This is a genomic window from Xanthomarina spongicola, from assembly GCF_003148645.1.
Classification (GTDB): Bacteria; Bacteroidota; Bacteroidia; order Flavobacteriales; family Flavobacteriaceae; genus Xanthomarina; species Xanthomarina spongicola.
This window is the reverse complement of the sequence record NZ_QGGP01000001.1, coordinates 251,422-276,617: the sequence shown is the minus strand read 5'-3', so window position 1 is coordinate 276,617 and position 25,196 is coordinate 251,422. Positions and strand designations below refer to the sequence as shown.

17 protein-coding genes are annotated in these 25,196 nt (G+C 30.5%); 6 read left to right on the top strand and 11 right to left on the bottom strand.

Features of this window, described 5'->3' with window-relative positions; genetic code table 11:
• Positions 1-15: 15 nt before the first annotated feature.
• On the bottom strand, positions 16-2,253 hold the full coding sequence (gene rnr / locus LX78_RS01185) for a ribonuclease R (protein WP_109680807.1): 2,238 nt from the start codon (positions 2,251-2,253) through the stop codon (positions 16-18).
• A 739-nt stretch (positions 2,254-2,992) separates the two neighbouring features.
• Here rnr and rpiB point away from each other — a divergent pair.
• Positions 2,993-3,427, top strand: a complete 435-nt coding sequence (gene rpiB / locus LX78_RS01180; RefSeq protein ID WP_109680806.1) for a ribose 5-phosphate isomerase B — start codon at positions 2,993-2,995, stop codon at positions 3,425-3,427.
• Between the two features lie 46 nt (positions 3,428-3,473).
• Positions 3,474-3,917 (top strand): GNAT family N-acetyltransferase, encoded by a 444-nt coding sequence (locus LX78_RS01175; protein ID WP_109680805.1) that lies wholly within the window; start codon positions 3,474-3,476, stop codon positions 3,915-3,917.
• Here the strand turns inward: LX78_RS01175 and LX78_RS01170 are convergent.
• From LX78_RS01170 to rnpA, 3 genes are all read right to left on the bottom strand, one after another.
• On the bottom strand, positions 3,914-4,765 hold the full coding sequence (locus LX78_RS01170) for an OmpA family protein (protein WP_109680804.1): 852 nt from the start codon (positions 4,763-4,765) through the stop codon (positions 3,914-3,916). The two genes, LX78_RS01175 and LX78_RS01170, sit on opposite strands and share 4 nt — an antisense overlap.
• Positions 4,766-4,830: 65 nt before the next feature.
• A complete protein-coding gene (locus LX78_RS01165) occupies positions 4,831-6,468 on the bottom strand; it encodes a S41 family peptidase (protein ID WP_109680803.1) in 1,638 nt (545 codons plus the stop codon).
• Between the two features lie 6 nt (positions 6,469-6,474).
• Positions 6,475-6,852, bottom strand: a complete 378-nt coding sequence (rnpA, locus tag LX78_RS01160; protein ID WP_109680802.1) for a ribonuclease P protein component — start codon at positions 6,850-6,852, stop codon at positions 6,475-6,477.
• A 130-nt stretch (positions 6,853-6,982) separates the two neighbouring features.
• Here rnpA and LX78_RS01155 point away from each other — a divergent pair, with 130 nt between their 5' ends.
• Positions 6,983-8,839, top strand: coding sequence for a CBS domain-containing protein (locus LX78_RS01155; protein ID WP_109680801.1), 1,857 nt, complete (start codon positions 6,983-6,985; stop codon positions 8,837-8,839).
• Positions 8,839-10,032 (top strand): succinylglutamate desuccinylase/aspartoacylase domain-containing protein, encoded by a 1,194-nt coding sequence (locus LX78_RS01150; RefSeq protein ID WP_109680800.1) that lies wholly within the window; start codon positions 8,839-8,841, stop codon positions 10,030-10,032. The genes LX78_RS01155 and LX78_RS01150 overlap by 1 nt, the downstream gene beginning before the upstream one ends.
• 56 nt (positions 10,033-10,088) lie before the next feature.
• On the opposite strand, the gene LX78_RS01145 is transcribed toward LX78_RS01150, so the two are convergent.
• The 5 genes from LX78_RS01145 to LX78_RS01125 form a co-directional block, all read right to left on the bottom strand.
• Positions 10,089-11,921, bottom strand: a complete 1,833-nt coding sequence (locus LX78_RS01145) for a M1 family metallopeptidase (protein ID WP_109681347.1) — start codon at positions 11,919-11,921, stop codon at positions 10,089-10,091.
• Positions 11,922-11,980: 59 nt separating this feature from the next.
• A complete protein-coding gene (locus LX78_RS01140) occupies positions 11,981-13,591 on the bottom strand; it encodes a S8 family peptidase (protein ID WP_109681346.1) in 1,611 nt (536 codons plus the stop codon).
• Between the two features lie 7 nt (positions 13,592-13,598).
• Positions 13,599-14,468 carry an MBL fold metallo-hydrolase gene (locus LX78_RS01135; protein WP_109680799.1) on the bottom strand — a complete coding sequence of 290 codons (870 nt, stop codon included), beginning with the start codon at positions 14,466-14,468 and terminating at the stop codon, positions 13,599-13,601.
• A 161-nt stretch (positions 14,469-14,629) separates the two neighbouring features.
• A complete protein-coding gene (locus LX78_RS01130; protein WP_109680798.1) occupies positions 14,630-16,825 on the bottom strand; it encodes a SulP family inorganic anion transporter in 2,196 nt (731 codons plus the stop codon).
• Entirely contained in the window at positions 16,822-17,670 is an 849-nt protein-coding gene (locus tag LX78_RS01125) for a universal stress protein (RefSeq protein ID WP_109680797.1), read from the bottom strand. The genes LX78_RS01130 and LX78_RS01125 overlap by 4 nt, the downstream gene beginning before the upstream one ends.
• A 109-nt stretch (positions 17,671-17,779) precedes the next feature.
• Between LX78_RS01125 and LX78_RS01120 the strand changes: the two genes are divergently transcribed.
• Positions 17,780-19,639, top strand: a complete 1,860-nt coding sequence (locus LX78_RS01120; RefSeq protein WP_109680796.1) for a cation:proton antiporter — start codon at positions 17,780-17,782, stop codon at positions 19,637-19,639.
• Between the two features lie 41 nt (positions 19,640-19,680).
• On the opposite strand, the gene lepA is transcribed toward LX78_RS01120, so the two are convergent.
• A complete protein-coding gene (lepA, locus tag LX78_RS01115) occupies positions 19,681-21,477 on the bottom strand; it encodes a translation elongation factor 4 (protein ID WP_109680795.1) in 1,797 nt (598 codons plus the stop codon).
• Positions 21,478-21,633: 156 nt separating this feature from the next.
• Here lepA and LX78_RS01110 point away from each other — a divergent pair, with 156 nt between their 5' ends.
• Positions 21,634-24,057 carry a TonB-dependent receptor domain-containing protein gene (locus tag LX78_RS01110; protein WP_109680794.1) on the top strand — a complete coding sequence of 808 codons (2,424 nt, stop codon included), beginning with the start codon at positions 21,634-21,636 and terminating at the stop codon, positions 24,055-24,057.
• A gap of 4 nt (positions 24,058-24,061) precedes the next feature.
• On the opposite strand, the gene LX78_RS01105 is transcribed toward LX78_RS01110, so the two are convergent.
• A complete protein-coding gene (locus LX78_RS01105; protein WP_109680793.1) occupies positions 24,062-25,171 on the bottom strand; it encodes a PD40 domain-containing protein in 1,110 nt (369 codons plus the stop codon).
• Positions 25,172-25,196: the final 25 nt, after the last annotated feature.

Sequence of the window (25,196 nt, the reverse complement as noted above, 5' to 3'; positions counted from 1 at the left end):
TTATAAAGGTAATATTTAATCTTCGTTTTTACCAATTAAGGTAAAGTCTAAATGCTTTTTAACTAAGTCTGTATCTTTCACTTTTACAATTACTTCGTCGCCAAGTTGATACATGGTTTTAGAATTTTTTCCTATTAAAGCATAATGGTCATCATCAAATACATAATGATCGTCTTTCATGTCTCGAACACTAACCATACCTTCGCATTTATTCTCAATAATTTCAACATAAATTCCCCAATCGGTAACACCTGAAATAACACCTACAAATTCTTCATCTTTATGATCTTGCATAAATCTAATTTGCATGTATTTAATAGAATCTCTTTCTGCTTTTGTAGCTAGATTTTCCATATTACTGGAATGGTTACATTTATCTTCGTAAACTTCTTCGTTAGCCGATTTTTGACCATCTAGATAATGTTGTAACAAACGATGTGCCATAACATCTGGATATCTTCTAATTGGAGAGGTAAAGTGACTGTAATAATCGAAAGCTAAACCATAATGCCCAATATTCTTAGTTGTATATTCAGCTTTACTCATAGTTCTAATAGTTAACGTATCAACTAAATTCTGTTCTTTTTTACCATTTACTTCACTTAATAAATTGTTTAAAGATGAAGCAATACTCTTTCTATCTTTAAAGTTTAATTTATATCCAAAACGACTTACAACATTTTGTAATGCTGCTAATTTACTATCGTCTGGTTCGTCGTGAACGCGATAAATAAAGGTTTTTTTAGGAGATTGTTTTCCTATAAATTCAGCCACTTTTCTATTAGCTAATAACATAAATTCTTCAATTAATTTATTAGCATCTTTACTTGTTTTAAAGAAAACACCAACTGGATTAGCTTGTGCGTCTAAATTGAATTTCACCTCTACTTTATCGAAAGAAATAGCTCCAGAATTCATACGTTTTCTTCGCATGATTTTTGCTAATTCGTCTAACTTAAGAGTAGCTTGTGCAATTTCTGGTGTGGTTTGATATTCTTTTCCTGTAAGAGAAACTTCAGCTGGAATTGTTCTATTTATTTGAGACATCTCGATTGCGCTCGATGTGAGATTTGGATTATTTTCTATAATAGCTTGCGCTTCTTCGTAAGCAAATCTGGCATCACTATAGGTAACGGTTCTTCCAAACCATTCATTTTTAACTTCGCCTTTATCATTCATTTGAAAAACAGCAGAAAAGGTGTATTTTTCTTCAAGTGGTCTTAAAGAACATGCATTGTTAGATAATACTTCTGGAAGCATTGGTACCACACGATCTACTAAATAAACTGAAGTAGCTCTCTCGTAAGCTTCATCGTCTAAAACCGTATCTGGTTGCACATAATGTGAGACATCTGCAATATGAATTCCTATTTCAAATAAGCCATTATCCATGATTTGAAACGATAAGGCATCGTCAAAATCTTTAGCATCTTTAGGATCTATTGTAAAAGTCAAAACATCTCGCATATCGCGACGTTTTGCTATTTCTTCTTTTGTAATTGAGGTATCTAATTTGTTTGCATAATCTTCTACTTCGTGAGGAAACTCGTAAGGCAAACCATATTCGGCTAAAATAGAATGGATTTCTGTATTATGCTCTCCAGGTTTTCCTAAAACTTTTAAAATACGACCATTTGGTGAATCGGAATTTTCAGGCCAATCGTCTAAAGAAACTAGAACTTTATCTCCATCTTCAGCTTTGTTAATTTTATTAATTGGTACAAAAATATCTTTGTACATTTTATTTGAATCAACAACTACAAAAGCGAAATTATTATTTTTACTGAATTGAATTACACCAACATACTCGCTTTTAGCACGCTTGATAATATTTGTAATTTCGCCTTCACGTCTACCACGTTTTAAGCGTTTGTAAGCATAAAACTCGACTTGATCTCCATGAAGCGCTTTGTTCATATTATTTGAAGATATATAAATATCATCTTCAAAATCGTCGCTAATAATATATCCAGTACCTTTTGAAGCCATATCCAGAATTCCTGTGTGATATTCGGTATTAACAATGGCTTTAAATTTACCCCGTTCTACTTCTTCAATTTCTTGTTTTGCTTTAAGTTGTTGAAGTTTTTTAATAATTTGATTGCGACTACTTGCGTCGTTTACACCAAGTTTAGCAGCAATTTGTTTATAGTTGAAGGATTGGTTTCTATCTTTTTTTAAAATACTTAGAATGGTATTTGTAAGGTTGGAAATCTGGTTATGTGAAGGTTTCCTTTTTTTCTTTTTTGTCATTTATTTTGTAATCATTTATTAATCTTAATGAAACTGAATTTTCTCTATTCGGACGAATGTTTTAATATAGGAAGTCTGTTTAATTTACTATGAATTCTTTTAAATCAATTCATTAAGAATACTGCAAAGCTACGTTTTTAATATTAAATACTTTTTTAACTTCAAAAATTTAATAATTAATTAATATTTAATCTTTAAAAACTAGTTATCCACATTTATATATACAATCATATTTTTTCTTTTAAAATTTAAAAAATAAATAATGATTATGATTGCTTGTTAATAAAGGTATAACTTTTTTAAGTTTTATTTTGATGTTATCTTGTTGACGTTCTATTAATATATAGTTAACAATTATTTTATATTTAAGAGCTTCATTTCCATACCTTTTATTAAAACTATTAACAGTTTTTAATAGTTGTTAATAAGTGGTTTTTAATAGTAAATATTCATAACTATTAAATAAATTACTGTTTATAAACTTAAAATTTTGTCTGAAAACTTATCTAAAAATAACAGAGTTATATTTAGGTTATTTCATCTCTATTTTTGATTGAAAAATTTATTGAATAAACAATATTTTAGTTTTAAATAATTATAAACAGTTATTAACAGGTTATGGGTTTTATAAGATGAAGCTATTAACAATTAGATAATCTTATTTACTAAAGGTATAAAAAAAGTAGAGCTATCTAACTACATTTTGTACCTTTACAATAACAAATACACAACTTAAAAAATGAAAATTTCTATTGGTAACGATCACGCTGGGACAGAATACAAATTTGCTATAATAAAACATTTAGAAGCTAAAGGCTATACTGTTATAAATTATGGAACAGACACAAATGATAGTGTGGATTTTCCAGATTTTGTTCATCCAGTAGCTAAGGATGTTAATGATAAAAAAGTAGATTATGGTATTTTAATTTGTGGAAGTGCAAATGGTGTTGCTATGACTGCAAATAAATATCAAAATGTAAGAGCTGGAATTTGTTGGATGAAAGAAATAACAGAACTAACTAGACAACATAATAATGCTAATATTATGTGTATTCCAGCAAGATATACTGCCATTCCACAAGTAATACAAATGGTTGATACCTTTTTAGAAACTTTATTTGAAGGTGGTAGACATCAAAACCGAGTAAATAAAATTCCAGCATCTTGTTAAATGCGTATTATTTAACAAAATAATCCATTTATAGTCTAATAAAGCCATGCTATTAATAGTTACGAAAACCTTTAATGAATTAAGCACACAAGAACTCTACGATGTACTTCAATTAAGAGCTGAAGTTTTTGTAGTAGAACAGGATTGTGTGTATCAAGATGTAGATGGTAAAGACCAGAAAGCTTGGCATGTTTTAGGATATAAAGACAATGTATTAGTAGCTTATACACGTATTTTTAAACCAGGTGATTATTTTAAAGAGTCAAGTATAGGTAGAGTTGTAGTTGCAGAAAAACAAAGACAATTTAAATATGGTTATGAAATTATGGAGGCTTCTATAAAAGCTATAAAAGAAGAGTTTAATGAAACTCTTATTAAAATTTCAGCCCAATGTTACTTAAAAAGGTTTTATAATAATTTAGGTTTTAAAGAAACTGGCGAAGAATACTTAGAAGATGGTATTCCACATATAGCAATGATAAGAAATTAATGTCTTTGATTTGTTTCGCCAACATAAGTAATTAATATTTCCACACGTCTATCGAATTTTGGTTCGCCACCAAGAGGGAATTTTCTACGCATTCCAACAAATTTCATTCGTTTTTTATCAACTCCTTTTTTTGCTAAATAATCGTAAATATATTTAGCTCGAGCCACAGATAAATTACGTTGTTTGGTTTTTCTATCTAAAGCATCTCTACTGTTTTGAGTACAACAAACATGACCTTGAATGGTAAAATAAATATCTTTTCTAGTTACTAAAACATTAGCAATATCTTCCAGAGTTTTTTTAGACTCAGGTAACAACACACTATAACCTGTTTTAAATAAAATATTTTCCAAAAGAATTTTATCTCCAGCTTTTAAATTTTCGTCAAGTATGGATTCTGTTGTATTTTTCTTTTCTGGCTTAACAGTAAGATCTCTTGGAGGATCATATGGTTGCACAATAATTTCAACCTTTCTATTTAATCCTCTTATTTTATTTAAGTCTTGTTCTTTAACAAGTTTTATTAAAATCTCTCCTTTACCATCGACATTTGTAATTATAGATTCGTCGAATTCGTTATTAGAAAAAATGGTTTTAATTGAATTAGCTCTTTCTTGAGATAAGACTAGATTATAAGAGTCGCTACCTCTATCGTCTGTAAATCCATAAATTGATATTTTTTGAATATCTAAACCTTCAATTTCTGAAAGAAACATTAATAATCTATTATGTTCTGTTGGAGGCACTTCAAACTTATCTGTCTCAAAATAAACTTCATGAGTTAATTGAGCTTGTACAGTTGTTAATAAACTGTAAAGAAAGAATGATATAAATAAAAGATGTTTCATAGTAGGTCACATGAAATTACAAGTAAATATAAGTATTTACAAACAATATTTTAAATGATACTAATTTATCTTAAATAACTATTATATTTTGAAGGATTTGAAAGAATTTCTGTGGCTTTTCTAATTTCTGGATTATGAATTTTATAATAATCATATAATCCTTCTCTATAAACATAACGCTTTACAATTTCGTCGGTTAATAAGTATAGAATTTGATCTTTATTTTCTGATATAGCCAATTCTTTCGAATTATTCAAATTAGTTAATAAGGTATTATAGTCTGTTTTTATGTTATCGTCTAGTTCCTCTTTTTTAGCATTTTCAAGTACTTTTTTTAAGGATTTTTCAGTTTCAGTTATAAAAGAAAAATTATTTGTTGATAGGTAATTATTAAAGTTTTTAAAATCTGTATTGGTTAATTCTAATTTATTAACATCTGTTACATTAGGGTTTTTATAGTAATAATCTGTTGCAAAATCAAAGATTAAAAAGTCTTCTATAATAGCATTTGTAATGGCAGAATTTTTAGAAATTTCCAATGATTCGTCTGGAAGAACACCTCCTCCATCGAAAACTGGACGACCATTTTTGGTTTTAAACTCATGGTATTTTTCGCTATCAATTCTAACAGCATTTCCTTTTTCGTCTCTATTCCAGTAATCTAGTGCTTGAATACAACGACCAGAAGGCGTGTAATATCTTGAGATAGTTATTTTTATTTGTGTGCCATAAGTTAGAGGTTTTGGACGTTGTACTAAGCCTTTACCAAAACTACGAGAACCTACAATTACAGCTCTATCTAAATCCTGTAATGAACCAGATACAATTTCGCTGGCAGATGCACTACTTCCATTAATTAAAACCACTAAAGGTATTTCTGTATCAATAGCATCTTTTTGTGTGTAATAGGTTCTGTTGTATTTTTTAACTTTAGATTTAGTTGTAACAACTAGCTGACCTTTTGGGACAAACAAATTAACCACATTTACAGCTTCGTGTAGTAAGCCTCCAAGATTATTTCTAAGATCTAAAATAATACTCTCTGCACCTTGAGCCTTTAAATCTTTAAGCGCATAACCAGTTTGAGTAGATGCTTTGCTATTAAAAGTACTTAAAACAATATAACCTGTTTTAGCATCTATCATAGAAAAATGAGGAACAGCATCAATTTCAACTTCAGTACGTGTAATGGTTGTAATGTTTTCTTTTCCCTGACGCACATATGTAACTTCTACAGCTGTATTTGGAGTCCCTTTAAGTAAGTCTCCTGCATCTTCTTCGTAAGAATCAATTACTATGTCTCCAATTTTAATTATTTCATCACCAGCCTTTAATCCAGCTTTATCTGCTGGATAGTCTTTATAAGGCTCTACTATAACAAGCCTGTCTTGTAAGGTTCTTACTTTAGCTCCAATTCCTGTGTAATCTCCAGTTCTTCTTATACGTTCTGCTTCAACATCTTGTTCGTTATAAAAATTTGTATAAGGATCTAGATCTTTTAACATGCTTTTTATAGCAGTATCCATTAAATCGGCAGGATTGGTTTCATCAACATAATTCATATTAATTTCTTTGAATAATGTTGTAAAAATTTCTATTTGTTTAGCTATTTCAAAGAAATCGTTCTGGAAAGCAGTTCCTGTAAAAAAGATGGTGACAGCTAATACAGGAATGATAATTATTTTTTTTAGTCTGTTTTTCATTCTAAATTATTCTTTTGTACTTTTTTCTATAAATTTTTGTAACAGTTGCTTCATTTTTATCTCCACCTCTGTGTAAGTTGGTTTTTCTTTCCCAATGTACAAAATCATAAACGCATATTGTGTTGTCATGTTGTTAAAAAAAGAGTCTTTTTCTAATCTATAAGCCTCACGCAATAAACGTTTAATTCGGTTTCTATCCACAGCTTTTTTAAAATTTCTTTTAGAAACTGAAACACCAGCTTTAATTTTTACAGCATCAGTAAAAGTGGTTTTTAAATAAACCATTCTTAAAGGATAAGCCGAAACAGATTTTCCTTCAAGAAATAATTGCGAAATAAGTTTTTCGCTTTTAAGTTTTTCTTTATGTGAATAGGTTGTACTCATAATTTACAGATAAAGCAAAAGTAACAATTACCAGCAATCTTCAAGCCATCCTTTTTCTATATGATATAAATCATATTTTATTTTATTGAATTGCAGTAATTTAATAGCTTATAATTAAACGGCTTTAAGTATGGGAAATTTAAATGTTACAAAACTTCAAAACAAAAAAGAACACGCTAATTATATTTATCATTTAATGAATGATATTGAGGCTTTAGATCTCATGCTTCAGCAGGATTTAATTGAAAAAGAACCTATAAGAATAGGAGCAGAGCAAGAGTTTTTTATTGTTAACGATTCCTTTTTTCCTAATAATAATGCGCTTGAAATTCTTGAAGACATTAACGATGATCATTTTACAACCGAAATAGGAAACTTTAATTTAGAGATTAATTTAGATCCTCAGGAACTTAAAACAGATTGTTTTTCTAAACTAGAAGAACAGTTAACAACTCTATTAGATAAAGCAAAGGAATCTGCTAATAAATACAATTCTAAGGTTATATTAACAGGTATGTTGCCAACTTTATCTTTAAAGCATATTACTATAGATAATATGACGCCTATTCAGCGTTATTATGTGCTAAACGAAGCTATTAAAGAATCTAGAAATCAAGATTTTAATATTCATATTAAAGGTGTAGACGAGCTTAATTTTCAACACGATTCTGTTATGCTAGAAGGCTGTAACACAAGTTTTCAAATGCATTTACAGATACATCCAGATAATTTTATAGACAGCTATAATTGGGCTCAGGCTATTTCTGGTCCTGTACTTAGTATTTGTACAAATTCTCCGTTATTATTTGGAAAAGAACTTTGGGCAGAATCTCGAATAGCTTTATTTACTCAAAGTGTAGATACTAGAGCTAATTCTATTATGCTAAATGAAAATCAATCTCGAGTTAGTTTTGGTAACAATTGGGAAACAGGAAGTGTTACAGATGTTTTTAGAGATAATATTTCTAGGTTTAGAAGCTTAGTAACCTCAGAATATATTACAGATAGTGTAGATATGATTGAAAGAGGTGAAATCCCTAAATTAAAGGCATTAAGCCTACATAGTGGAACAGTTTATAAATGGAATCGCGTATGTTATGGCGTTGGTGGAGGCAAACCACATTTAAGAATTGAAAACAGATACATAGCCTCAGGACCAACAGTTACAGATGAAATTGCCAATATGATGTTTTGGGTTGGACTTATGCATGGAAAACCTTCAAAATTTGATAATATTCATGAGAAATGGAATTTTAAAGATGTAAAATCAAACTTTTTTAGTGCAGCTAGATATGGCATGGCAACGCAATTTTTATGGGATGGAAAATACATTTCTAGTCATCAATTAATTTTAGACGAATTATTACCAATGGCATATAGAGGTCTGTATAGTGTTGGAGTAAATCCTGCTGATGTTGAAAAATATTTAACCATTATTGAAAATAGAGTTACATCTCATAATGGTTCGCAATGGCTTATTAAGAATTACAGACATTTAAATAAAGAAAGAACCAAATTTGAATCTGCTCAAGTTTTAACTTCTCAGTTATATGAAAAGCAAGAACTAAATTATCCAATTGGTTCTTGGAGTATGATTAATAAAAATGAGATTCCAGACAATAAAGAAAATCATGTTGTTAAACACGCCATGAGTACAGATATATTTTCGGTTTTTAAAGATGATAGTTTACAGCTTGTAGTAAACATTATGAAATGGAAAAAAATTAGACACATGCCAGTAATTGATGGAGATAAACATATTATTGGGCTCATTACCACTACAGATGTTAAAGGGCTTTCTAACCATTATATAGACAAAGGCGTATCAGTAGAAGATATTATGACCAAAGAGCTTATAACAATTGGTCAATACGAAACTTTAGAAACAGCCAAAATATTGATGATAACCAATCAAATAAATTGCTTACCAGTTATTGAAAAAGGCAAATTAATAGGCTTATTAACTTCAAAAGATTTTTTAGATTAATGGTAAAAGTTATTAGTAAAGCACTTAATAAACAGATTGAAGTAGAACGGATTATTACTAATTTTTCCAGCTCTTTAAATAGGCCAACTATAGTTTTTTTTGCAGGAATTCATGGAAATGAAACAGCTGGTGTTTTTGCTTTAAACGAATTTTTAAAAAGTGATGCACTAGAAAATTTAAAAGGAAATCTATATGCTATAGCAGGAAATTTAGAAGCACTTTCTGTTAATAAGAGATTTATAGAACAAGACTTAAACAGGCTTTGGACTCAAGATAATTTAGAAAATTTAATATCTAATAATAATTTAAAAGCCGAAAACTTAGAGCAACTAGATTTATACAATCTTTTAAAAGAAATAAAAGACAAGCATTCTGGACCTATCTACTTTATAGATTTGCACACCACATCTAGTAAAACATTGCCTTTTATAACTATTAACGATGCGCTTATTAATAGAAAATTTTCGCAACAATTTCCAGTACCTATTGTTTTAGGAATTGAAGAATATTTATCAGGCCCTTTATTAAGTTATATCAATCAATTAGGCTACGTCTCTCTTGGGTTTGAATCTGGTCAACATGACGATGTGGATGCTGTGTTAAATGGGTTGTCTTTTATATATTTAACATTGGTTTTTGCTGAAGTATTAAATAAAAACGATTTGGTAGATTTTGAAATTCATTATAATAGATTAAAACATCAATCTCAAAACAACAATCATGTATTTGAAGTAACTTATTTGCATAAAATTAAACAAAACGACAATTTTAAAATGGTTAATGGTTTTAATAGCTTTCAAAAAATTGCAAAAGGAAAACGATTAGCTATTAGTAACAATAAAGATATTTTTTCTGAATATAATGCAAGAATATTTATGCCATTATATCAATCACAAGGCGAAGAAGGCTTTTTTTTAATTAAAACAATAAAACCAATTTTTTTAAAAATGTCTGAGTTATTAAGAAGATATAAAGGAGATAATTTATTGGTGTTATTACCAGGAATTTCATGGCACGATAGAAAAAAAGGCATCTTATCTGTTAATTTAAAAGTCACCAAATACCTAGCCAAACAAATCTTTCATGTTTTTGGTTTTAGAAGTCAACAATTGGATAAAACACGCATGTTACTTTATAATAGAGAACGTGTTTCTAGAGTAGATTTATATAAAAATGAAACTTGGTTTAAATAGAAATAAAAAAACCACTTGATACCTTTTCAAGTGGTTTTTTTATTTGAATTAAGACTTTAGTCTTGTTTCTCAAATTTATTATTCTCTTTGTTAACATCTGCCATCCATTCTTTTGGGTCTATTTGAACCGATTTAATAGTTTTAGATGCTTCAAAAGTATAGGTTGGGTAAGCCCAAGCCCAATTAGATATGGTTGTAGCCGTTGTTGGCTTTTTTCCACGCATCATACGTAATGGAATGTAATAATCTTCAGTTGTTCCATCTGTATAAGTAACTGTTAAGTCTAAAGGCATTGGCATTAGTCCAATACGTTCTAACATAATAGTTTTATCGCTTACAGCTTTAACACCATAATCAATAGTATTTGTTGTTTGAGCAAAATCTATTAAATACCAATCTAATTCAAAATCTGTAATTTTTTCAGCAGTACGAATAAAATCATTCGGTGTTGGATGTTTAAAAGCAAAATCATTAAAATACTTTTTAATGGTTGCCTTTAAATTGTCTTCGCCAATAACATAGCCTAATTGTGCCATAAAAACTTCACCTTTACTATAAGCTGAAATACCATAGGCTTGATTGTACTCAAAACGGTCTGCTTGCGTTGTAAGTGGTTGTTCTTTTCCAGAAGTAGCTAAATAAAGATAACCTCTATAAGCATTAGTAGTAGGATTATCTTCGTTTGTTCCCATAACTGCATCCATGGCATAATCGCTAATATAACTTGTAAAACCTTCGTCCATCCAGTAGTGTTTAAGCTCGTTAGTTGCCAATAAAAACTGAAACCATGCATGAGCTAATTCGTGAGCTGTAACACCTATTAAACTACCTAATTTACGTTTTCCAGTAATTAAGGTGCACATAGCATATTCCATGCCTCCATCTCCTCCTTGAATTACAGAATATTGCTTGTAAGGATACATACCTATGTTTTCACTAAAATAGTTCATTAGCTCAACTGTTTTAGGCTGTAATTGTTTCCAGTTTTCTAAATACTCTGCTTCTAAATTCTTTTTATATAAAAAATGCAGCATTGGTCCATCTGGCACTTGCATTGTATCATGAATAAATTCTGGATCTGCAGCCCAAGTAAAGTCGTGTACTTTAGGTGCTAAAAAATGCCAAGAAAGCATGTCTCCTTTAGGTTGATTTACTTCTCCAGTTTCATAACCATGACCAATTTCATTTGGGTTTTGTAAATAACCAGAGCCTCCTATTGTATAGTTTTTATCGATGTTAATAGTAACGTCAAAATCTCCCCAAACACCATGAAACTCTCTTCCTATGTAAGGATCTGCATGCCAACCTTCAAAATCGTATTCTGCTAATTTTGGATACCATTGTGTCATAGATAACGCAACACCTTCAGCATTATTTCTACCAGAACGACGAATTTGTACAGGTACTTGCCCATTAAAAACCATATCGAAAGTTACTTTTTCTCCTGGTTGAATAGGTTCGTTTAGCTGTACTTCTAATACTGTTCCAACCACATCGTAATTTAAAATAATGCCATTTTGTTTTAGCGATGTAACTTTTAAATAACCAATTTCTTCTGGTGTTAATTTGCTAATTCTATCTCCAACACGACCATCTGGATCTGCTATATTTTGAGATCTAATATCCATTTCGCTTCCTGGTTGAAAGGCATTAAAGTATAAATGATAATACACACGATTTAACACATCTGGAGAGTTGTTTGTATAAACCAATTGTTGTGTTCCATTGTATCTGTAGTTATTTACATCCATGGTTATATCCATTTTGTAATCTACATGTTGTTGCCAATAACTAGAGTTACTGGTTGTTTTATTTGGCTCTATTTCTTTGGGATTGGCAGTAGAAATAAGAAAGCTTAAACTAAAAAGGAATAAAAAGAATTTTTTCATTTTAAATGAATTAAAAAACCCCATCGTTTTAATGATGAGGTTTTAGAGGTTAAATATATTTATTTAGACATTTGCTGCGCCATGATTAGCGCATTGTATGCATTCATTATTTTTCCAGATTTAGATAAGTCACCAATTGGTTGAATGTTTTCTGAATCTCCTCCAACAACAACTTTAGTAGATAAAGCTAAACCAGAGTCAAGTATTATTTGTTTTACTTGAGCAGCAGATAGTTTTGGATAGTAAGAACGTATTAATGCAACTACACCAGCTACTGCAGGAGCAGCCATTGAAGTACCACCTTTAGTGTCGTATTCATTTTCTGGAGTTGTCGAGTAAATTTTTGCTCCAGGAGCAAAAACATCTACGTTAATTTTTCCGTAGTTAGAAAAACCAGCAACCATATTAGAACCATATTTAGGCTCTAATGCACCAACAGTAATAAAAGTATCAGATACTTCAGGACCACTATTTACTTGATCGTTTGGATAACATTCTTTCTGGTCTAAATCTTGACCTTCGTTTCCTGCAGCATTTACGAATACCACATCGTTTTTACCAGCATAAGCTATAGCATCTCTTACCCAGTCGCTATGTGGTGAGTAGTATTTACCAAAACTTCCGTTAATAACTTTTGCACCATTATCTACAGCGTATCTAATAGCTAATGCAATATCTTTATCGTACTCATCGCCATTAGGAACTGCTCTTAAGCTCATAATTTTTACATTATTTGCTACACCATCTACACCTAATCCATTACCACGTTCTGCAGCAATAATTCCAGCTACGTGAGTTCCATGACTTTCGCCTTTTTCAGAAGGAAGCACGTTACCATTTCCATAACCTACATCAGTAAGGTCGTTTGGATCATCGCCAGTTGTTCTTCCATTGAAGTCTATGTTTATGTTTGCATTTAATTTATCTGTAAAATAATCTACTCCACCTTTTATTGATTTTAAAGCTGTCTCAGTAGAATCGAAACCATTTCCATACATAAAGTTCATAACTCCAACAGCTTTTGTTACTGCTTCATCATCAGATTCAATAGCGTTTACTTCATCTGCAGTATAATCGTCTTTACCTAGATATTCAGAAATCACTTCATTTGCATTTTTTACTTGCTCATAAATTTGATCGTATTGTGCTTTTCTAGCAACAGTTTCTTCATATTCTTTATCGTATTCTGCTTGAGCTCTAGCAAATTCAGGATTAGTTTTGTCTCCACTTGCAAGTATTCTAACATATTCTAATTGCTCGTCGTAGGCATCTCCTAAAAAGTTCCAACCATGAATATCGTCTACATAGCCGTTTTTATCATCGTCTATTCCATTACCTGCAATTTCGTCTTCATTTACCCAAACAACGTCATTTAAATCTTCGTGTTCGATATCGATACCAGAATCAATTACTGCAACAATAACAGTTTGCCCTTTTTTACTTTTTATAATTTCAGCATATGCTTTTTCAACACTCATTCCTGGAATTGTATCTTTTACAAGATCTAAATGTCCCCAAGTGTGTTTTTCATTTTCAGTTAATTCTGATACTTTTAAAGGAACAGAATCAATGTTTTCAACAGGAGTTGAAACAATATCAGCACCACCACCACAACTAGATAAAGCTGTAGCTACAAGAACTGAAAGGAAGAAAGGTTTAATTAATTTCATTTTAATATTAAGTATTATAGTTAAAAATATCATTACAAGTAAAAACATTATTTAGTCGCACGCCTTTTTCAGTATGCTTTACTGTAATAATCTCGTTATGTGCATCGTGCTCCAAAAATAAGTAATAATTATTATCTGCTGCTAAATTCAGGAATTTTTCTTTTTCGTCTAAAGTTAAAAGAGGCCTCGTATCATAGCCCATAACAAAAGGAATTGGTAAATGACCAGCAGTTGGTAATAAATCTGCCATAAAACAAATGGTTTTTCCTTTATAATTTATCATTGGAATCATTTGTTTATCTGTATGTCCATTTGCAAAGAAAATATCGAAACCTAATTCTGAATTTTTTAATAAATCAATTTCAGGAAGTGACGTGAAATTTAGCTGGCCACTTTCTTCCATTGGAAGAATGTTTTCTTTAAGAAAAGAAGCCTTTTCTCTTTTATTTGGCTGTGTTGCCCATTCCCAATGGGCTTGATTGCTCCAAAATTTAGCATTTTTAAAAGCAGGTTCGTAGCCTGTTCTATCTTTATTCCATTGAACACTTCCACCACAATGATCGAAGTGAAGATGTGTCATAAACACATCTGTTATATCATCTCGATGATAACCATATTGTTTTAAGGATTTATCTATGGTATGATTTCCCCAAAGGTAATAGTAGCCAAAAAACTTATCGTTTTGTTTATTACCCATTCCAGTATCTACTAGAATAAGTCTATTACCATCTTCAATAAGTAGGCATCTAGCAGCAATATCAATCATGTTGTTGCTGTCGGCAGGGTTTGTTTTTTGCCATAAAGATTTAGGAACAACACCAAACATGGCTCCTCCATCTAACTTAAAATTTCCAGATTCAATAGGATATAAATTCATAAGGAGTGCAAATTACTAAAACAGGTAATATAAGTGAAAATAATGAGGTATTATTAGATGTTTTTTAACATTTTATAAGCCAAAAAGAACAACTGGTTATGTTTAATCTTGTTTTAAACATGAATTCTAATTAAGAGATTACCAATTAAAGATTTCAATTATTAATTAACTACTTGTTTTAAGCGTTTACCAAAATCAAACAATACTTTAATTTCTTTGATGCTTGCTAATCGTTCTTTGCCAAATACAAGCATGGCATTACCATTAGATTCAACATGGAAATATGGATTGCTCTCAAAAAAATGAACGAGTTCTTCGTTAAAGAATTTTGTTATTGCTTCTTCGTCTTCTCCTAAAAGATAAAAGCGATTAGAGAAATCTACTTGATCTTGAATAGGTATATCTTTAAAACCAGCAAATGCATATATTTTTTCTAAGAAACCTTCTTGGTCTAAGGTAAATTCAGGAATTGTTTTATTTAATGAGATATGAAGCATAGTAGTTCTTACCACTTCCTTGGCAATGAATTCACCTTCAGAAAATTCAATATCAAAAATGGTTATGACATCATTTTTAGTAAATAATTGATTGTTTATATGATTAATTTTTTTTGTTCTGAAAAAGATAAAATTATTTAAGAAAAGTGTGTCTTTTTGTTTTTTATGAAGGTATTTTAAATTGTAATTTTCAGCTAGTTCTTCTATACTTGTTTGACGCCTTGTTAAATTATTTTTAATAATATTTGGTACTGGAAGCAATCGCCTTAATGCAAAAGGATGTTTAGAATCTGTATCATGCATGTCGAGTCCTATAACTTCAAAATGTCCACCTCGTTTTAAGAAAAGATCTCTGTAACTATTTAGGTTCTCCATAACAGTATGGTCAACAAATTCACATAAAGAGAAATCAACAATAACGTCTTGATTTTCTTGAACAGCATCTAATTTATTTTTTAGCTTATAATAATTTAAAAAACTACAAATGTGTTTTACGCTTATATAATAATTTCCATCAGTATCTGTTTCTTGATACATTAAAACATTTGGTTTAAGTATGTTTCTTGCAAATAAGCCAATGCTTTTATTTATAATTATATGGATTATAATAGTAATTAATACTCCAGATAAAATACCTGATATTAAACCTATTTTTAAAGTAACAAAGAGTGTTACAAGAAATATTATTATCTGCTCTTTTCCTATTGAAAATATTTTTTTAATGGATTCTGGTGATGCTAATTTATAACCAGTAAATACTAAAATTGCCATTAAAGCAGGTAATGGAATTCTAGTTAATTGCGAACTAAACAACACAATAAATATAATTAGAAAAATAGCATGGAAAAAATTTGCTGACCGATTACTCCCATTATTATTAACATTAACAGAGCTTCTTGCAATAACAGTTACCACATTTAAACCTCCTAAAAAACCACTACCAATAGTGGCTAGTCCTAATGCTTTAAGATCTCTATTTACGTTAGAACGTCTTTTTTCAGGATCTAATTTATCTACTGCTTTTATGCTCAATAAAGATTCTATACTAGCTATAAGTGTAAGTGCTAAAACACTTGACCAAAAGGAGAATTGTCCTATTTTACCAAAGTTAACAGTTGGTAATTGGGCTATAATTTCCTTAAATTCTGGTATTCCGGAAATCATATAATTTTTTGCAATAGGATTAGACTCATGTACAAATAGTTCAAAATAATAACTAAAAGCAATAGAGAGGATTACTATCCACATTGGAGCAGGAATTAGCTGTAAATACTTATTCCTTATTTTAGGATAAAATACCATAATCAAAAAACTAAAAAAACCTGCAAGGGCTGCTAAAATAAGTCCCTCTTTTTCATAATGAAGCGCATCGTTAATGGTAAATGGAATTTCTAATAAATAATCAATGGTATCTTCTCTTTCTATCCTATGCGCTAACATAATGTGAAATTGTTTACCTAAAATAATAAGACCAATAGCTGCCAACATACCTTGAATTGCAGAAGATGGAAAGAAATCGGATAATTTACCTAGTCTTAAAAATCCTAAAATGGCCACTAATACACCAGAAAAAATAATAGCTGCATAAGCACTTTCAATGCCTAGGGTTGTAATAGCTACTAACAAAACACCAACCAAACCATTTCCAGGACCAGTGATGGTTACATGACTTCCTCCTAAAACAGACACCATAAGCCCTCCAACTACAGCTGCAATAATACCTGCTATTGGAGGCGCATCGCTGGCCATAGCTAATCCTAATCCTAAAGGCAAAGCAATAAGGCTTACTACAAAACCAGAAAAAATATTCTTTGGTAATGTTTTAAGAAAATCGACTATTGTTGGTTTTTTTGGACTCATTGAATAATTAAAACATCTGTTGGGAGTTCTGCTAAAATATGCTCAATATCGTGTGGAAAAATACGATCCCAAATAGTTGTTTTTGAAGGCGCATTCATGACTAAAAGGTCAGCTCTAGATATTTGTGCATAATGTCCAATGGAATACCCTTTTTTTCCAAATATTGGTTGAGATTTAATAGTTACTAAATCAGTATGTTCTTTTGGAATATGCTCTACGATTGATTTAATCCTTGTGGTTTCACGTAGTTTTATACGTTCTTTTAAGATAGTTGCTTTTCTTAACGATTTATCATCTTCAACTTTTATAGCTACTTCATCTTGATTAATTTCTTCAACTATAGTTACCATTTTAGAGCCTAAACAATGAGATATATAAAAAGCAGATTCTATTGCTTGTTCTGTTTTAGGATCTTTTAATCCATTAACAACAATATTTTGACAAGCAATTCTTTCTATAGATGGATTAATTAATAACAGAATAGAACAATTTGATTTTCTTGTTATTTTTCTGGCAATTGATCCTAAATAATAATTTACTAACTTTTCTTTTTTTAGAGCACCTAATATTAGTAGATCAATGTTTTTATTTTGAGATACAGATAAAATAACATCAACAGGATTTCCTGACTTGAAAATAATATCTACTGATAGATTTTGATTTAAAAAAGGAGCTAAAATATTTGTAAACGTATCTTTTTTTTCTGCAGTTTCTTCTCCTACATGGATAAGTATAAGTTTAGAATTAAACATTAAAGAGAGTCTTGAAGCTTCATAAATATTAGCTTTAAGATTTGGTGAGAACGTAACACCTATACCAACAGATTTAAACGGTTTAAAAGACAAATTTTATTATCAAATTTTTAAGGATTTGAAAGATAGTATTTTTTTAAAAAATAATTGCACTAAAACAAAAATGTCTAAATTTAATAGTAGTTTTATCAAAAAATAACCCATGATAGAATTAGGAGGGATTATAATTTTAGGAATACTTGCTCAATGGGTAGCTTGGAAATTAAAAATTCCAGCCATTTTACCATTGATTCTTATAGGATTGTTTGTTGGGCCTATTGCAGCAGAGTTTTTAAGCGAAGATGGTACAAAATGGATTGAACCTAGATGGAATGGTGAAGAAGGACTATTTCCAGGTGGTAGCCTGTTTTACTTTGTGTCTTTAGCTATTAGTATTATTTTATTCGAAGGAGGTTTAACCCTTAAAAAAGGAGAGATAAAAAATGTTGGACCAGTAATTACAAAATTAATTACATTAGGTTCCATAGTTACCTTTTTTGGCGCTGCAATAGCAGCACATTATGTTTTTTATTTAAGCTGGGAAATTTCATTTTTATTTTCAGCTTTAATTATTGTTACTGGGCCAACAGTAATTACGCCTATCTTAAGGAATATTCCACTTAAAAAAGATATTTCTGCTGTATTAAAATGGGAAGGTATTCTTATCGATCCAATTGGAGCTCTTGTTGCTGTTTTGGTATTTGAATTTATTAGTGTGGATGCTGGAGGAGAGTATACAAAAACAGTTTTTATTGAGTTTGGAAAGATTGTTTTATTTGGGACAACTTTTGGATTTACTTTTGCACACGGACTTAATTTAATTATTAATAAAAAATGGGTACCACATTATTTAATGAATGTGTTTGCATTAGCAGCTGTCTTAGGTGTTTTTATTTTAGCTGATGAGTTTGCCCATGAATCTGGTTTATTAGCAGTAGTGGTTATGGGAATGGTTTTAGGCAACTCTAAATCTCCTTATTTAAAAGAATTACTTTATTTTAAAGAGTCTTTAAGTGTTTTGTTAATATCCATACTTTTTATTCTTCTTGCAGCAGATATTAACTTTGAAGATTTACTTTTAATTTACAATTGGAATACAGTTATTCTCTTTGCAGCAGTTGTTTTTGTTATTCGGCCTATAGGTGTGTTTTTAAGTACTCAAGGGTCTAATTTGAAGTTAAAAGAAAAACTTTTTATTAGTTGGGTAGGACCACGAGGTATTGTGGCTGCTGGTATTGCTTCATTATTTGGATTGAAATTAGCTGAAGATGGCGTTCCTGGAGCCGAATACATTACTCCTTTAGTGTTTATGATTGTTTTAGGCACTGTTATCCTTAATGCTACTACAGCCAGAATGTTTGCAAAAATAGTTGGTGTGTTTTTAACCGAGTCTAGAGGAATTTTAATTGTAGGTGCTTCTAAGCTTCCAAGATTATTGGCGCATTATTTAGAAGAAAATGGCAGACATGTCGTTTTAATAGACAGTAACCAAAATAATATAACTAAAGCTAACGAACTTGGCTTAGAAGCAATGAATACTAATATTTATTCTGATAAATTATTAGATAATATCGAGCTTAATGATATGGGTTTTTTAATGGCACTAACAGGTAATACAGATATTAATAAGTATGCCATTAAGCAATTTGGTGATAAGTTTGGCGAAAACGGTTCTTACAGACTGTTAACAGCTACCGAAGTGCTTGAAAATACAGATATTCCAACAGAAGGTATTTTTTCATATTCAGACGATTTTAATTCTTTAACAAACGTAATTAATAAATATCCTTCCATTCAAGAGATTGAATTAAAAAGCAAAGAACATTATTACGATTTAATTGATATTACAAGTAAAGACCAAGACATTATCCCACTATTCATTAAAGATAATGAAGACGACTTGTTTGTTGTAAAAGCTGATAAAGAAGAAACTCTTGAAAACATAGAACCTGGCTGGAAACTGGTTTATATTGGTAAACCTTTTGATGTTGAGAATGTTAAAATAGAAACCAATGGCGCTTAAACAGTTCTAATGTCTAGGCTGTAATATATAATAGAAAAGTTTTAATCGTTCAACTTTAATACAGCCATAAATGCTTGTTGAGGTATCTCAACATTACCAACTTGTCGCATACGTTTTTTACCTTTTTTCTGTTTTTCAAGAAGTTTACGTTTTCTAGAAATATCTCCACCATAACATTTAGCAGTTACATCTTTACGAAGTGCTTTTATGGTTTCACGTGAAATAATTTTTGCTCCAATGGCTGCCTGAATAGGAATATCGAATTGTTGTCTTGGAATTAATTCTTTTAGTTTTTCACACATTTTTTTACCAATATTATGTGCGTTATCTGCATGAATTAATGCCGAAAGCGCATCAACTGGTTGAGAGTTTAAAAGAATATCTACACGTACCAATTTTGATGTTTTCATGCCAATAGGATGATAATCAAAAGAAGCATACCCTTTTGAAACGGTCTTTAATCGATCATAAAAATCAAATACAATTTCTGCAAGTGGCATATCGAAAGTCATTTCAACTCGCTCAGTAGTTAAATACGTTTGATTAGTAATCATGCCTCGTTTTTCAATACATAAAGACATAACATTTCCAACAAAATCGGCTTTTGTTATAATAGTAGCTTTAATATATGGTTCTTCAACACGATCTAAACCAGAAGGATCTGGTAAATCGGTTGGATTGTTTACAATTACTGGAACTTCTGGATGTTTTCTTGTAAAAGCATGGTAACTAACGTTTGGAACTGTTGTAATAACAGTCATATCAAACTCACGTTCTAAACGTTCTTGGATAATTTCCATATGAAGCATTCCAAGAAATCCACAACGGAAACCAAAACCTAAAGCAGCAGAACTCTCAGGTGTAAATACCAAAGAAGCATCATTAAGTTGTAATTTTTCCATAGAGTTTCTTAACTCTTCGTAATCTTCTGTGTCAACTGGATAAATACCAGCAAAAACCATTGGTTTTACATCTTCAAAACCTTCAATGACGTTTGTTGTTGGATTTTTAGCATCAGTTAAGGTGTCTCCTACTTTAACTTCTTTAGCCTCTTTTATTCCAGTAATAACATAACCAACATCTCCAGCTTTAATTTCTTGTCTTGGAAATTGTTTGAGTTTTAAGGTGCCAATTTCATCGGCAAAATAAGTTTTACCAGTTGCAATAAACTTTATGTTTTGTCCTTTTTTTATAGTACCATTAAGAACTCTAAAATAAGTTTCTACACCACGAAATGGGTTGTAAACAGAATCGAAAATTAAAGCCTGTAAAGGTTCATCTGGATTGCCTTTTGGAGCAGGAACTTTTTCTATAATGGCTGCTAATATATTATCTACACCAAAACCAGTTTTGCCACTTGCATGAATAACATCTTCAGGCTTACAACCTAACAAATCAACAATATCGTCGGTTACTTCTTCTGGATTTGCACTAGGCAAATCTACTTTATTAAGTACAGGTATAATTTCTAAATCGTTTTCTAAAGCTAAGTAAAGATTAGATATTGTTTGTGCTTGTATACTTTGAGCAGCGTCAACAATTAACAATGCGCCTTCGCATGCAGCAATAGACCGAGACACTTCGTAACTGAAATCTACGTGACCTGGAGTATCTATTAAATTTAATACATAGTGTTCTCCTTTATACGTATATTCCATTTGTATTGCGTGCGATTTGATAGTAATCCCTCTTTCACGTTCCAAATCCATACTGTCTAGAAGTTGCTCTTTTTTTTCTCGCTCTGTTACTGTACCAGTATAATCCAATAATCTATCTGCCAAGGTGCTTTTACCATGGTCTATATGTGCTATAATACAAAAGTTTCTAATGTGCTTCATAAAATCTAAATCCTAGCTAAAAAACTAATTTGCAAATATAATTGTTTTAAAATAGCTTTAAATGTTAATAACTAACTAAATGAAAATATTTTATTTACGGTAAAACCGTAAAAATAAGTTCAAAACTATTTTTATATTGTAACCCCAAACTGAAAGATGAATTTTAAACAGAATATCTTACATTTATTTTTATTCTTACTACTACCTTTTACAGTATTAAGTCAGGATATATCTATAACTGGAACCGTTAAAGATAAAGATAACAATCCAATTTATTTTGCCAATACTGTTTTGTTGTCTGCAAAAGATTCTACAGCAATTAAAGGAACCTCCACAAACGATAACGGATTTTTTGAAATAAAGAACATTAAGGAAGGTAGTTACAATATAAAAGTAAGTTTTATTGGTTATTCAGATTATTATAAATCTATAGTTACTTCATCTACAGATATAAATCTTGGAGAAATAATTTTAAATGAAAATAACGAAGCTTTAGACGAAGTAAGTATTGTTGTTAATAAACCTATAGTAAAGAAAGAAGCAGACAAATTAGTTTTTGGAGTTGAGAACACGGCTCTTTCTGAAGGAAGCCTATTACAAGTTGTAAAAAGCACTCCAGGTGTTTTGGTTTTAGATGGACAAATAATGGTAAAAGGTTCGTCGCCTTCTGTTTATATAAATAATAGAAAAGTACAATTATCTACTGAAGAATTATTGCAACTCTTAGAAAGCTCTCCTGCAAATGCTATTAAATCTGTTGAGGTTATTACTAACCCTTCGGCTAGTTATGATGCTGAAAGTGGCATTGTTTTAAATATTATTATGACCAAAAACTTGGTAACAGGATACAGAGGAAGTGTTTCTGGAAACTATACTCAAGGCGTTTTTCCTAGATACAACCTTGGAATGATTAATTATTTTAAAACAGATAAAATCAACTTATTTGCTAATTATAGCTATACAAGCGATAAAATAAATAGAGATAACGACGATGGTGTTTATTACTTCGATACTAATAATCAAATTGATGAAGTATGGAAATCTTCAACTAATAGAAATACATGGACCAAGTCTCATAGCTTGAATTTTAACCTCGATTTTCTATTAAACGAGAACAATACATTAAGTGTGTCTTCAAACTTGTTGTGGACACCTTATTTTAAGTATAAACTTGATAATAACACCAATATATATGATGCTAATAATGAATTTCAATCTCGATTTGAAGCAGATAATTTAACTAACGACGATAAATACAATTTAGGATTCGATTTAGATTATCTTCATCAATTTACAAAAAGCAGCTTGGCTTTTAATAGTCATTTTACTATATACGATTACAACAGGTTTCAAGAATCTTCAAGCAACTATTACGACCAGAATAATAATTATATTGGACCTACAGCATTTAATACAGATGCCAATCAAAAAACACAAATAGTTACTGCTCAATTAGATTATAAACTTCCAATTAACGATACATCGAATTTTGATGCTGGATCAAAATATTCAAGCATTCAATCTGAAAGCGATATAACTCGTTATGATTATGATTTTAATACTAATGAAGAGGTTTTAAATACTGCAAATTCAAGTGCTTTTAAATATAACGAAAATATCTTTGCATTATATTCTAACTATGATAAAACTTTCGGGAAGTGGGGCTTAAATGCAGGCTTGCGCATGGAACAAACAGACATAAAAGGCACCTCAATTACTTATAACCAAACCAACAAACAAAGTTATTTAGATTGGTTTCCTACAGCGAGTATTAAATACCAAACAGAAAATGCACTTAGTTTTTACACAACTTATAAACGAAGTATTGTAAGACCAAACTATAGAGATTTAAATCCATTTACCTTTTTCTTAAACGATAATACGTTGGTTGTTGGTAATCCAAATTTAAAACCAACTTATAAAGACCATTATGTAATAGGTTCTTCTGTAACTTATTTTTTAACCTTAGAGGCATATTATATTAATGAAAAGGATTACTTTATCGAACTTCCTCTTCAAGACAATTTATCTAACCAGATAGTTTATGCTCCAGTTAATATAGATAAATCCATAGAGTATGGTTTTGATATTATTTCTTATTTTAATGTTACAGACTCTTGGTTTGTGTATGCTGTAACGTCTTTTTATAACGCACTAGAAGAAAAAAACACAGATAATGGTTTTATAGAAGCAGATAAATGGTCTAACTATAGTGTGCTTAGCAACGACTTCTCGTTTTTAGAAGATAGAAGCCTATCTGTAAACTTAACGTTTATCTACCAATCGGAAGCCTTACAAGGTTTTAGAGATGTTGGAGCAAGATTAGAATCTGAGTTATCTATCTCAAAAACCATCTTAAAGGATAAAGCTGTAATATCATTAAGTGCAGCAGATTTATTCAATTTAGGAGATTTTGAAACAACTACAGAATATTTAAACCAACGAAGTTATAACCACACAGATTTAGATAACAGATTCGTTAAATTTGGATTTAGGTACAAGTTTGGTAATACCATATTACAAACTAACGAACGCCAAAAAGAAGTTAAAGAAAGAGATCGTATTAAAGAAAGAGATTAATTCTTTAATCCTGCCACTCAGCAATAAACAAATTCGTATCGTGTCCGCCACCATTATTTCTGTTGGAAGAGAAAATCAATTTCTTACCATCGTTAGAAAACACTGGAAACGCATCAAATGTATCGCTATGTGTTACTCGCTCTAAGTTTTTACCATCCAAATCAATCATGTATAAATTAAACGGAAAACCACGTTCAGATTCGAAATTCGAAGAGAATAAAATCTTTTCACCAGAAGGATGAAAAAACGGACTCCAATTAGCATTTCCTAAATCTGTTAATTGACGTAAATCGCTACCATCGGCATTACAAATATATAATTCCATTTCTGTTGGTTGCACTAATCCTTCAGCTAACAAATCTTTATATTCTTTAATTTCTTCTTCGGTTTTAGGTCTGGAAGAACGGAAGATAATTTTTGTGCCATCTGGCGAAAAGAATGCACCACCATCATAACCTAATTCAAACGTAATTTGTTTTACATCGCTACCATCTAGATTCATCGTGTACAATTCAATATCTCCACTTCTATCTGAAGTAAATACAATTTTATCTCCTTTTGGCGAAACAGTTGGTTCAGCATCGTATCCAGGCTCATTAGTAAGCTGATTTACAATATTGCCTTTTAAATCTGCCACAAAAATGTCGTACGTATCATAAATTGGCCAAATGTATTTTCCGTTTTTACGTAAAGGTGTTTCAGGACATTCTTCACCACCTAAATGTGTAGAAGCGTAAATAATATGTTTGTTATCGGGTAAGAAATAAGCACAAGTGGTTCTACCTTTTCCAGTACTAACCATTGGAGGCATATTGTCTTTAAATGTTTCATCAACATTCATTAAAAACATTTGGTCGCAACCTACATTCCATTCCTTATTGTTAGATTGAAATACTAATTGTTTGTCATCGAAACTCCAATAAGCTTCTGCATTATCGCCACCAAAGGTGATTTGTTTTAAAGATTTAAAATGAACTTCATCTGAATATATTAAAGTATCCACCCATTTTGTCGCACCAGATTTTGCGTCAGCAGATTGGGTTTTATCGTTTTTACAAGAAAATATTAATGTTACTAATAATAAGCTATAAAAAAATCTTAAATACATAGACATAGATTAAAGTTTAAATAAATGGCAT

What these genes read in the sequence shown, in the direction of transcription:
- rnr (WP_109680807.1), bottom strand. Translation starts at nt 2,253, where the DNA reads ATGACAAAAAAGAAAAAAAGGAAACCTTCACATAACCAGATTTCCAAC.
- LX78_RS01175 (WP_109680805.1), top strand. Translation starts at nt 3,474, where the DNA reads ATGCTATTAATAGTTACGAAAACCTTTAATGAATTAAGCACACAAGAA.
- LX78_RS01140 (WP_109681346.1), bottom strand. Translation starts at nt 13,591, where the DNA reads ATGAAATTAATTAAACCTTTCTTCCTTTCAGTTCTTGTAGCTACAGCT.
- LX78_RS01155 (WP_109680801.1), top strand. Translation starts at nt 6,983, where the DNA reads ATGGGAAATTTAAATGTTACAAAACTTCAAAACAAAAAAGAACACGCT.
- lepA (WP_109680795.1), bottom strand. Translation starts at nt 21,477, where the DNA reads ATGAAGCACATTAGAAACTTTTGTATTATAGCACATATAGACCATGGT.
- LX78_RS01120 (WP_109680796.1), top strand. Translation starts at nt 17,780, where the DNA reads ATGATAGAATTAGGAGGGATTATAATTTTAGGAATACTTGCTCAATGG.
- rnpA (WP_109680802.1), bottom strand. Translation starts at nt 6,852, where the DNA reads ATGAGTACAACCTATTCACATAAAGAAAAACTTAAAAGCGAAAAACTT.
- rpiB (WP_109680806.1), top strand. Translation starts at nt 2,993, where the DNA reads ATGAAAATTTCTATTGGTAACGATCACGCTGGGACAGAATACAAATTT.
- LX78_RS01150 (WP_109680800.1), top strand. Translation starts at nt 8,839, where the DNA reads ATGGTAAAAGTTATTAGTAAAGCACTTAATAAACAGATTGAAGTAGAA.
- LX78_RS01105 (WP_109680793.1), bottom strand. Translation starts at nt 25,171, where the DNA reads ATGTCTATGTATTTAAGATTTTTTTATAGCTTATTATTAGTAACATTA.
- LX78_RS01165 (WP_109680803.1), bottom strand. Translation starts at nt 6,468, where the DNA reads ATGAAAAACAGACTAAAAAAAATAATTATCATTCCTGTATTAGCTGTC.
- LX78_RS01130 (WP_109680798.1), bottom strand. Translation starts at nt 16,825, where the DNA reads ATGAGTCCAAAAAAACCAACAATAGTCGATTTTCTTAAAACATTACCA.
- LX78_RS01145 (WP_109681347.1), bottom strand. Translation starts at nt 11,921, where the DNA reads ATGAAAAAATTCTTTTTATTCCTTTTTAGTTTAAGCTTTCTTATTTCT.
- LX78_RS01110 (WP_109680794.1), top strand. Translation starts at nt 21,634, where the DNA reads ATGAATTTTAAACAGAATATCTTACATTTATTTTTATTCTTACTACTA.
- LX78_RS01170 (WP_109680804.1), bottom strand. Translation starts at nt 4,765, where the DNA reads ATGAAACATCTTTTATTTATATCATTCTTTCTTTACAGTTTATTAACA.
- LX78_RS01135 (WP_109680799.1), bottom strand. Translation starts at nt 14,468, where the DNA reads ATGAATTTATATCCTATTGAATCTGGAAATTTTAAGTTAGATGGAGGA.